The 9,276-nt window shown below is 62.1% G+C and carries 8 protein-coding genes; 5 read left to right on the forward strand and 3 right to left on the reverse strand.

Features of this window, described 5'->3' with window-relative positions:
* On the reverse strand, positions 1–1,438 hold a 1,438-nt coding region (locus B7L71_RS05620), incomplete at its 3' end, for an ATP-binding protein (protein WP_139790053.1).
* Between the two features lie 185 nt (positions 1,439–1,623).
* Here B7L71_RS05620 and B7L71_RS05625 point away from each other — a divergent pair.
* Positions 1,624–1,929 (forward strand): helix-turn-helix domain-containing protein, encoded by a 306-nt coding sequence (locus B7L71_RS05625; RefSeq protein ID WP_039180230.1) that lies wholly within the window; start codon positions 1,624–1,626, stop codon positions 1,927–1,929.
* On the opposite strand, the gene B7L71_RS05630 is transcribed toward B7L71_RS05625, so the two are convergent.
* Complete coding sequence (locus B7L71_RS05630) at positions 1,926–2,966, reverse strand: histone deacetylase family protein (RefSeq protein ID WP_081136544.1); 1,041 nt, start codon at positions 2,964–2,966, stop codon at positions 1,926–1,928. The genes B7L71_RS05625 and B7L71_RS05630 overlap by 4 nt on opposite strands.
* Positions 2,944–3,672 (reverse strand): GntR family transcriptional regulator, encoded by a 729-nt coding sequence (locus B7L71_RS05635; protein WP_081136546.1) that lies wholly within the window; start codon positions 3,670–3,672, stop codon positions 2,944–2,946. The genes B7L71_RS05630 and B7L71_RS05635 overlap by 23 nt, the downstream gene beginning before the upstream one ends.
* A 216-nt stretch (positions 3,673–3,888) precedes the next feature.
* Between B7L71_RS05635 and B7L71_RS05640 the strand changes: the two genes are divergently transcribed.
* The 4 genes from B7L71_RS05640 (at position 3,889) to B7L71_RS05655 (ending at position 8,979) form a co-directional block, all read left to right on the forward strand.
* A complete protein-coding gene (locus B7L71_RS05640) occupies positions 3,889–5,448 on the forward strand; it encodes an ABC transporter substrate-binding protein (protein WP_081136548.1) in 1,560 nt (519 codons plus the stop codon).
* Positions 5,449–5,509: 61 nt separating this feature from the next.
* Complete coding sequence (locus tag B7L71_RS05645; RefSeq protein ID WP_081136550.1) at positions 5,510–6,487, forward strand: ABC transporter permease; 978 nt, start codon at positions 5,510–5,512, stop codon at positions 6,485–6,487.
* A complete protein-coding gene (locus B7L71_RS05650) occupies positions 6,484–7,317 on the forward strand; it encodes an ABC transporter permease (RefSeq protein ID WP_016914894.1) in 834 nt (277 codons plus the stop codon). Before B7L71_RS05645 ends, B7L71_RS05650 begins: the two co-directional genes overlap by 4 nt.
* 9 nt (positions 7,318–7,326) lie before the next feature.
* Positions 7,327–8,979, forward strand: coding sequence for an ABC transporter ATP-binding protein (locus tag B7L71_RS05655; RefSeq protein WP_081136552.1), 1,653 nt, complete (start codon positions 7,327–7,329; stop codon positions 8,977–8,979).
* Positions 8,980–9,276 lie beyond the last annotated feature (297 nt).

The raw sequence follows: 9,276 nt of genomic DNA on the forward strand, positions 1-9,276 counted from the left end.
GCGCCTGGGCCAGCTCGGCCTCCTGGGCCTCTTCGCGGGTTTGGCTGGGCATGGCCAGCTGGGCCTTCAGCTCGGCCAGCTGCTCGACGCCTAGCTCCAGCTGGGCCTGATACTCGCTCTCCAGCCGCTGGCGGGCCTGCTGGTAGCGCTCGTTATGCTGCTGTTCGGTTTGCCACTGCTGCTCGCGACGCTCGGCTTTCTCCTCCACCAGCGCGTCGATCAGTTCCTGGTGCTCTTGAGTCTGGCGGGCGAGGTTTTCGGAGAGTTCGCGCAGTCGCCCATCCAGGCGTGCCTGGCTTTCCTTTACTGCGTCCTGCATCACTTGCAGGTGTTGCTGCAGCTGGTCGCGCTGTTCGCGCCACTGGGGCAGCGCGTTGATGTCCCGCTCCAGGCCGGGCATGTCGGCATCGGCGTACTGCTCGAAGCGGGTTTGCAGGTCGTTGAGGCGGTGCTGGGCGTGCTGCAGCTGGCTTGCCACTTCGCTGTGCTGGTCGTTGAGCGCATCCCGCCGTTCGCCGTAGGCCTGCTCTTCGGCCTGAAACTCCCGCTGGTGGCGGTTGAGTTCGCCTTCCAGGTCGGCGACCTGCCGCTGGGCCTGTTCGCGGTCGGCGGCCAGCTGGGGTTTGAGTTGCCACAGGATAGTGTCGAGCTCGGCCAGTTCACGGTCGATGCCGGAGAGTTTGGCCAACGCGGCCTGCAACGGCTCCAGGCGCATGGATTGGCGCATCTGGTGAATCCACTCGCGGGCCTTGGCACTGCGAATGCGAGTAACCGGCAGCTCGACGCCGTCCTCTTCGAAAATCGCCGCCAGCATGGTCTTGAGGGTGTCCATCTTGCCCTCTTTGGCGTGCACCGCCGAGACCAGCTTTTCGATATGGCGAATGCGCCGCTCGGGATTGACCAGGCTGAACTGGGCGGCGATCTGGCGCAGCTTCAGGCCATCGCGGCTGTTGCCGTGGAGCTGGGTAAAGTCGTTCTGGATCACCGAGCGGAACTCGGAGGTGGCCCCCAGCTTGGGCGACACCGGCGTGCCGCTGCGGCGCAGCCCGCTGGCCCACTGGGTGTAGTCCAGCGCCAGCGGGCCCTGCTCGGTCTCGACCAGGTAGTCTTCCGGGCGGTAAGGCGCGCCGACGAAGCGATACTCCACGCCGCCTTCCTGCTTGCGGGTCAGCACCGCCTGGCACACGTTGCCCGCTTCGCGGCGGTATTCGTATACCAGGTAGCTGTTGCGATGGGGCAGATAGAACGCATCGAATTTCATGCGGGTTTTCGGCACCACCTTATTGGGCAGCTCGCCGTAAAACACCGGCACCAGCCGCTGGAGCGTGGTTTTACCCGACGCGTTGGTGCCGCAAATATTGGTGTGACCGTCCACACTGAGTTCGACCACGCCGTTCAGGTGGCCGTGAATCATCACGATGCGTAGCAGATGCGCCATGCCGTGTCCTTGATCGTTTAACGTCCGAAAACGCTATCTTGCCAGACACAGACCAAAGCAGCTACGCGGTTCAAAAAGGGCAAGTCATATATAGCACCGAGTGCCACACATGGATGATAAGAATTATAATGACACGGCATTGACCGAAGCCATCAGGTATGGCGCATTGATCGAGGTTAAACACGATGGATAAATCAATTCTGGATATGGTGCATGAAACGGCTCAAGACCTGCACACGGCGGGTGTGATGAAAGACACCACGCTGCGTGAGTTCGATGCGCTCTGCCTGCCGCCTGTCAAAGAGTACACAGCCATACAGATCAAGCAGATCCGCACCAGGAATCACGCCAGTCAAGGCGTGTTCGCCGCATACCTGAACACTAGCGTGTCTACCATCCAGAAGTGGGAACAAGGCCAGAAAAAACCCAATGGTCCTTCGCTCAAGCTGCTAAACCTGGTGGCCGAAAAGGGGTTGGAAATACTGGCTTAATCGTTCTCCTTTCCTTCTTTCGCTCCCAGCAATCCTTCAAAAAAGCTCACCGCGTTGGCTTCCAGCCCTGCCAGGTAGTAGCCGCCTTCCTGTACCACCAGGGTGGGCACATCGAGGCTTGCGATGGTGCGTCCCAACTCGCCAAAACCTGGTGTCGATACCGCTACTTTGGCCTGAGGGTCGCGCTCATGAATATCGAACCCCAGCGCCAGCACCAGTGCATCGGGCTCGAACAGGCGAATGGCCTGGCAGGCTTGGGCCAAGCGGTCGAAGAACACCGCTTCTGCCGAGCCGTGGGGCATGGGCAGGTTGAGGTTGTAGCCCAGCCCGGCCCCTTCCCCGCGCTCCTCTTCGAAGCCGGAGACCGCCGGGTAGAAGTTGGTGGTATCGCCATGGATGGAGATATAGAGCACATCGTCGCGCTGGTAGAAGATCTCCTGTATGCCCTGACCGTGGTGCATATCCGGGTCGAGCACGACGATGCGCGGAAACCGCGCGGTGAGATGCTGGGCAGCAATGGCGGCATTGTTGAGAAAGCAGAAACCACCGGCGGAGTCGATGCCCGCATGGTGGCCTGGCGGTCGTGACAGCGCATACGCGAAGCGCTCCCCAGCCAATAACGCCTCCGCCCCGGACACGGCACTTTGCGCCGACCAGTACGCCGAGTGCCAGGTGTGCTGGCCCACGGGCGCGCTGCCATCGGCAAGGTAACGTGCCGCTTCGGCCAGGATACCGCGCAGGGCGTTGGGCGAGCGCACGAAGATATTGGAGATCACTTCGTCCCCCCAGTCTTCGTCCAGCGCATGCCAGCGCCGATAAGCACTTTCCAGAAAACGCAGGTAGGCCAGCGAGTGCACGGCCCGCAACGGCGCGACGCCGTGGTCGATGGGAGCCTGCACCTCAAACCCCAGCCGGTGCACGGCCGCCAGCAGCGCCGTGGCGCGTTCGGGTACTTCCTGCGGGGCGCGCATCTTGCCCCGCGAGAAGTAGGTGCGCGGATGGTGCAGGCGCTGTTCAGCGTGAAAGAAGGTCTTCATTGGCCGGGGCTCCACTCTCACTCTCACTTTCGCTCTCGCCCACCCCCTTCACCACAAAGTCTCTGGCCACCCCGATGTGAAAATCGATGGCCTCGCGGCAGGTTTCCGGGCGGCCCGTGGCCAGGGCGTCGAGCAACTTGAAATGGCTGGTGGCGATGGTTTCGGGGGCTTCATGGGTTTTGGTGATCAGCGCGATGCAGAGGCGTAATTCATGGGCCAGGTCATCGAAGGCCCGCAGCAGACGCTCGTTGCCTGCGTAGTGCAGCATCAAGCGGTGGAACGTCAGGTCTTCTTCGATGCGGCGCGTGCCGTCGTTGCCGGCGGCGGCCTCGCACAGCACGGCTACCTGCTGCTGCAAGGCCTGCTCGGCCTCGGGCGTGTAACGCTGGCACAGGCGCTGAATGGCGTGCCGCTCCATGCACAGCCGCAGATCGAAAACGTCCTCCAGTTCAACGGTATTCAACGCACGGACGAAGAAGCCCTTGCGCGGCTTTGAAATCAGCAAACCGCGGCTTTCCAGCAAGCGCGCCGCCTCCCGGACCGGCGCACGGCTCACCCCCAGCGCGCGGGAAAGCTGCACTTCAGAAAGCCGTTCGCCGGGTAAAAAGTGTTGCTGAATAATTGCTTGGGTCAGGTAGTCCGCCACCTGCTCGACCAGATTGTGCTGCTGGATAACCGCCTGCGGCGCCGTTGGCAAAGGGGCCATAAAGTCTACTCGTGGTCGCCATGACATGCCTTGAGTATGACAAAAAAACCACACTTGTCGACGGACGATTGACGACTGTCGACAGTTTTACCAGCCGCTGCTATGGTCAAAAAGGGCCGCCAACAAACACCACAACCTGGCCTGAACACGTCACGCCTCGCTCGACTAACGACGACGTAAAGCTTTTACGTACCAATAAACCGAGGAGCAGGAAACATGAAAACACCTTTGGCTTTGGCACTCTCTGCCGTCACGCTTGCGCTGGGTTCCACATCCGTGCTGGCCGCAGACCCGCAATCCGGTGGAACGATCAACACCATCATTCAACCCGAGCCGCCGGGGCTGGTGCTGGGCATGATTCAGAACGCCCCCACGCGCACCGTGGCGGGCAATATCTATGAAGGCCTGCTGCGCTACACCACCGACCTGGAGCCCATGCCCCAGTTGGCCGAGTCCTGGGAGGTCAGCGACGATGGCCGGGTCTATACCTTCCATTTGCGCGATAACGTCACCTGGCACGATGGAGAGCCCTTCAACGCCGACGACGTGGTGTTTTCTGCCGATGTTTTCCACCGTGAGTTGAACCCCAGCGCACGGGCCGTGTTACAGCATGTGGAAAGCATCGAGGCCAGCGACGACCACACGGTGGTATTTACCCTGACCGAGCCCTTCGGCCCCTTCCTGATCTCGTTCGAGGCGGGCACCTTCACCATGGTGCCCAAGCACTTGTACGAAGGCACCGACTTCCGCAATAACGAGCACAATGACCACCCGATTGGCACGGGGCCGTTCAAGTTCGCCAACTGGGAGCGTGGCACGGTCATCGAGCTGGTCAGAAACGACGACTACTACGAAGAGGGCCTGCCTTACCTGGATGGGGTCAACTGGCACGTGATTCCCGATGGCGGCTCCCGGGCCGTGGCCTTCGAGAATGGCACCATCGATGTCCTGCCCAGCGGCACCGTGGAAAACTTCGATATTCCGCGCCTTTCGGCCATGGATAACGTCTGCATGACCGAGCAGGGTCATGAGTACTTCAGCCCCTTTGCCATGCTGTGGATGAACAACCGGGAAGGCCCCACCGCCGACAAGCGCTTCCGCCAAGCCGTGATGTACGCCATGGACCGCGAATTTGCCCGCGACGTGCTCTGGAATGGGCTGGGCAATGTACCGCTCTCGGCCTTTGGTTCGAATGCCAGCTTCCAGTATGACGGCCTGGAGCCCTACGACCACAACCCCGAGCGCGCTCGGGAGCTGCTGGCAGAAATGGAGTACGACGGCGAAGAGATCACCATTCTGCCGCTGCCTTACGGCGAGACCTGGACCCGCTGGGCAGAAGCCGTGCAGCAGAACCTGCGTGAAGTAGGCATCAACGTCCGCACCCAGGCCACCGACGTGGGCGGCTGGAACCAGCGCCTGGGTGACTGGGATTACGACCTGGCCTTTACCTATCTTTTCCAGTACGGCGACCCTGCGCTGGGCATTTCACGTACCTACCTGTCTGACAACATCGCCAAGGGCTCCCCCTGGAATAACGTTCAGGGTTATGAGAACGAGCGGGTAGATGAGCTGTTCAATGCCGCCGCCACGGCGTTTCCTGATGAGGAGCGCGAAGCCCTCTACCGTGAAGTGCAGGAAATTCTGCATGAGGATGTCCCGGTTGGCTGGCTGATGGAGCTTGGCTTCCCCACCCTTTATCGCTGTGATGTTCAGGACCTGGTGACCTCCGGGGTCGGCGTGAACGATGGCTTCAAGGATGCCTGGCTGGACCGCTAGGTAGGTGCCACCCGGGCCGCCATGGCGACCCGGGTGTTTCAGCTATGTCAGGAATATGCTCATGTTATATGCCCGCTTGATCGTCATGCGGCTGTTTAAAGCCGTGATCGTCCTGTTTTTGATCGTGATCTTCAACTTCTTCCTGATTCAGATGGCCCCCGGTGACCCGGCGGCCATTCTGGCCGGGGAAGCCGGTGCCGCCGACCAGGAGTTTCTCGACCAGCTGCGCGTGCGCTTCGGCCTCGACCAGCCTATCTACGTGCAGCTATGGCGCTACGTCTCCGGCATTGCCATGCTGGATTTTGGCTACTCCTACCGGCTGGGCACGCCCGTCTTCGACCTGATCATGGCGCGCTTGCCCGCCACGCTGCTGCTCACCGGTACCGCCTTTGTGCTCTCGCTGGTGCTGGGCATCATTGCCGGTTCCATGGCGGCGGCCAGAGCCAAGAAGCCGTCGGGCTCGCTGATCATGGCGCTGGCGCTGGTGTTCTACGCAACGCCGCTGTTCTGGGTGGCGCTGATGTCCGTGGTGGTGTTCTCGGTGTACCTGGGCTGGCTGCCTGCCTATGGGTTGTACACCGTGGGCGCTGGCCATACCGGGCTGGCCCTGGCGCTGGACGTGGCGAAACATCTGGTGCTGCCTGCCACGACCCTGGCGCTCTTTTTCATGGCGATTTACACCCGCATGACGCGCACCTCCATGCTGGATGCCGCTCAGCAGGACTATGTCAAAACGGCCCGGGCCAAGGGGCTCAAGCCGGGCGTCATCCAGCGCCGCCATGTGCTGCGCAACGCTCTGCTTCCCATCATCACCCTGGCGGGCCTACAGGCCGGGCAAATGGTGGGCGGCGCGATCCTCACCGAAACCGTGTTCGCCTGGCCCGGCATCGGCAGGCTGATGTTCGAAGCGCTGCAACAGCGTGACTACAACCTCTTGCTGGGTATTTTCTTCTTCTCTGCGGCGCTGGTGATCGTGTTCAACATTCTCACCGATCTGGTGTATCGCCTGGCAGACCCACGCATCAAGGGGGCCTCATGAGCTTTTTTGCACGTTTCGCCCAGAACCGCGGGGCGCTGGTGGGGCTGGTCATCCTGCTGGTGATCATCGCCATGGCCCTACTTGCCCCGCTGCTGTTTCCCGAATCGCCCTGGCGCATGGTGCAGCGCCCCTTCCTGCCGCCGTTCTCGCAGGAGGGGTTCCCCTTGGGCACCGACACCATGGGCCGCAACGTGGCGGCAGGCCTGATGCATGGCGCCTGGGTATCGCTGCTGATTGGTTTGGTGTCCACCAGTGTGGCCCTGCTGATTGGCGTGCCGCTGGGGGCCATTGCCGGGTATTACGGTGGCTGGATCGATGACGTGCTGATGCGCATCACCGAGTTTTTCCAGACCATTCCCAACTTTGCCCTGGCCATCGTGCTGGTGGCCATCATGCAGCCCAGCGTGACCTCCATCGTGCTGGCCATTGCCCTGGTAAGCTGGCCACCTGTGGCTCGTCTGGTGCGGGCGGAGTTCATGTCGTTGCGCCACCGGGAGTACGTCGAGGCCGCTCGGCTGGTCGGCCAGTCCAATACCACCATCATCCTGCGCCAGATCCTGCCCAATACGCTCTCGCCCATCATCGTGCTGGCCTCGCTCATGGTGGCCACGGCGATTCTGCTGGAGTCGTCGCTCTCGTTTCTGGGGCTGGGCGACCCGAACGTCATGTCCTGGGGCTACATGATCGGTGCCGCGCGTACCGTGATTCGCCAGGCATGGTGGCTGAGCTTCTTCCCTGGCGTGGCCATTCTGCTGACCGTTCTGGCACTCAACCTAGTCGGTGAAGGGCTGGACGATGCGCTGAACCCCAAACTTTCCCGTGAGCGTTAGGAGCCTGCCATGAACGATGTCGTGCAACCCGCTGGCCAGGACGAGGCGCCCGCCGTACTACAGATCGAAGGCTTGAGCGTGGCGCTGCCCAAAGGCGCAGACCGGCCGCTGGCGGTGGAGAATGTCAGCTATAGCGTCAACCGTGGCGAGATCATGTGCGTGGTCGGGGAGTCCGGGTCGGGCAAGTCCATGGCCGCCAACACGGTCATGGGCCTGCTGCCCAAGGGCGTTCGCCCCGTGCAGGGCAGCGTCACGTTCGAAGGCCAGAACCTGCTGGCCCTGAGCGAAAAGCAGCACCGAACGCTGCGCGGCCTGAAGATCGGCATGATCTTCCAAGAGCCAATGACGGCGCTGAACCCCTTGATGCGCGTGGGCGCACAGATTGCCGAAGTGTTCGAGGCCCATGGCCAGCTCAGCCCCCGGCAGCGCCAGGCGCGGGCGCTGGAACTGCTGGTGGAAGTGGGTATCCCGCAGCCAGAGAAGGCCATCAGCGCCTACCCCTTCGAGCTTTCCGGCGGGCAGCGGCAGCGGGTGATGATTGCCATGGCGCTGGCGCTCGAACCGGTGCTGCTGATTGCCGATGAGCCCACCACGGCGCTGGATGTGACCACCCAGGCGCAGATTCTGGCGCTGATTCGTGACCTGCAACAGCGGCGTGGCATGGCCGTCATGTTCATCACCCACGATTTTGGCGTGGTGGCGGAAATCGCCAACCGTGTCTGCGTCATGCGCCATGGCCGCATCGTCGAAATCGGCAATGCTCGGGATGTGCTGGAGAACCCGCAGGATGCGTATACCCAGGCCTTGATCGCCGCCATTCCCAGCAACGCCCTTCCCCCGCACCGGGCACCTGCCACCTCGGCGCCCCTGCTGGAGATCAAGGGGCTCAACAAGGTGTTTCGTTCACGCGGGGGCTGGTTCAAGGCCACTCGGGAAGTGCGCGCGCTGGATGACGTATCGCTGACGCTGGCCAAAGGCGAGACCGTGGGTATCGTGGGCGAGTCCGGCTCGGGAAAATCGACCCTTGGCCGCTGCGTGGTGCGCCTGGAGCACCCGGATAATGGCGAGCTGCTGCTGGATGGGGTCAATTTTTCGCAGTTGAGCGGCAGCGCGCTGCGCCGCGAACGCCACCGGGTGCAGATGATTTTTCAGGACCCTTATGCGTCCTTGAACCCGCGCACCCGGGTCGGCATGGCCATCGCTCAAGGCCCCATGGCCAACGGCACGCCGAAGGCCGCCGCGCTCCGCCAGGCCGGTGAGCTGTTGGAACTGGTGGGGCTGGGTGCCAGTGCCGTGACGCGTTTTCCCCATGAGTTTTCAGGCGGCCAACGCCAGCGCATCGGCATTGCCAGAGCGCTGGCGCTCAACCCTGAATTGATCGTGGCCGATGAGGCGGTCTCTGCGCTGGACGTTTCCATTCAGGCGCAGGTGCTGGAGCTGCTGGAATCGCTGAAACAGCGGCTGTCGCTGTCACTGCTGTTCATCACCCACGACTTGCGGGTGGCCGCCCAGATTTGTGATCGCATCGTCGTCATGCAGCATGGGCGCATCGTCGAGCAAGGCAGCGCCGAGCAGATATTTCTGGCCCCCCAGGCGGCCTATACCCGTTCGCTGCTCGATGCGATTCCGGGGCGCGAAGCGCCTGCCGCCGCGTCTGCTTGAACAGCCTTTTAGGCATCACACGCTGGTTCATCAGCGTTTATTTATACGTCTTGATTCACACCACTGTCTTCAAACACTTTATTCACACAACGATGGAACGTCACGTAAGGAAACAGGCATGCAGATTACCCTGGAGGCGCTTCGCGCCATCGTCGGCCCTGCGCACGTACTCACCGGAGACGATGTGCGTAGCCGTCGCGTCGACTGGATGACCGGCGCCCCCTGCCTTGCCGGTGCCATCGTGCGCCCGGCCAGCACCCAAGCGTTGGCCGAGGTGATGCGCGCTTGCCACGAGGT

It is taken from the genome of Halomonas sp. BC2 (assembly GCF_002078115.1).
GTDB classification, from domain to species: domain Bacteria; phylum Pseudomonadota; class Gammaproteobacteria; order Pseudomonadales; family Halomonadaceae; genus Vreelandella; species Vreelandella stevensii.

What these genes read in the sequence shown, in the direction of transcription:
- B7L71_RS05655 (WP_081136552.1), top strand. Translation starts at nt 7,327, where the DNA reads ATGAACGATGTCGTGCAACCCGCTGGCCAGGACGAGGCGCCCGCCGTA.
- B7L71_RS05625 (WP_039180230.1), top strand. Translation starts at nt 1,624, where the DNA reads ATGGATAAATCAATTCTGGATATGGTGCATGAAACGGCTCAAGACCTG.
- B7L71_RS05645 (WP_081136550.1), top strand. Translation starts at nt 5,510, where the DNA reads ATGTTATATGCCCGCTTGATCGTCATGCGGCTGTTTAAAGCCGTGATC.
- B7L71_RS05630 (WP_081136544.1), bottom strand. Translation starts at nt 2,966, where the DNA reads ATGAAGACCTTCTTTCACGCTGAACAGCGCCTGCACCATCCGCGCACC.
- B7L71_RS05640 (WP_081136548.1), top strand. Translation starts at nt 3,889, where the DNA reads ATGAAAACACCTTTGGCTTTGGCACTCTCTGCCGTCACGCTTGCGCTG.
- B7L71_RS05650 (WP_016914894.1), top strand. Translation starts at nt 6,484, where the DNA reads ATGAGCTTTTTTGCACGTTTCGCCCAGAACCGCGGGGCGCTGGTGGGG.
- B7L71_RS05635 (WP_081136546.1), bottom strand. Translation starts at nt 3,672, where the DNA reads ATGGCCCCTTTGCCAACGGCGCCGCAGGCGGTTATCCAGCAGCACAAT.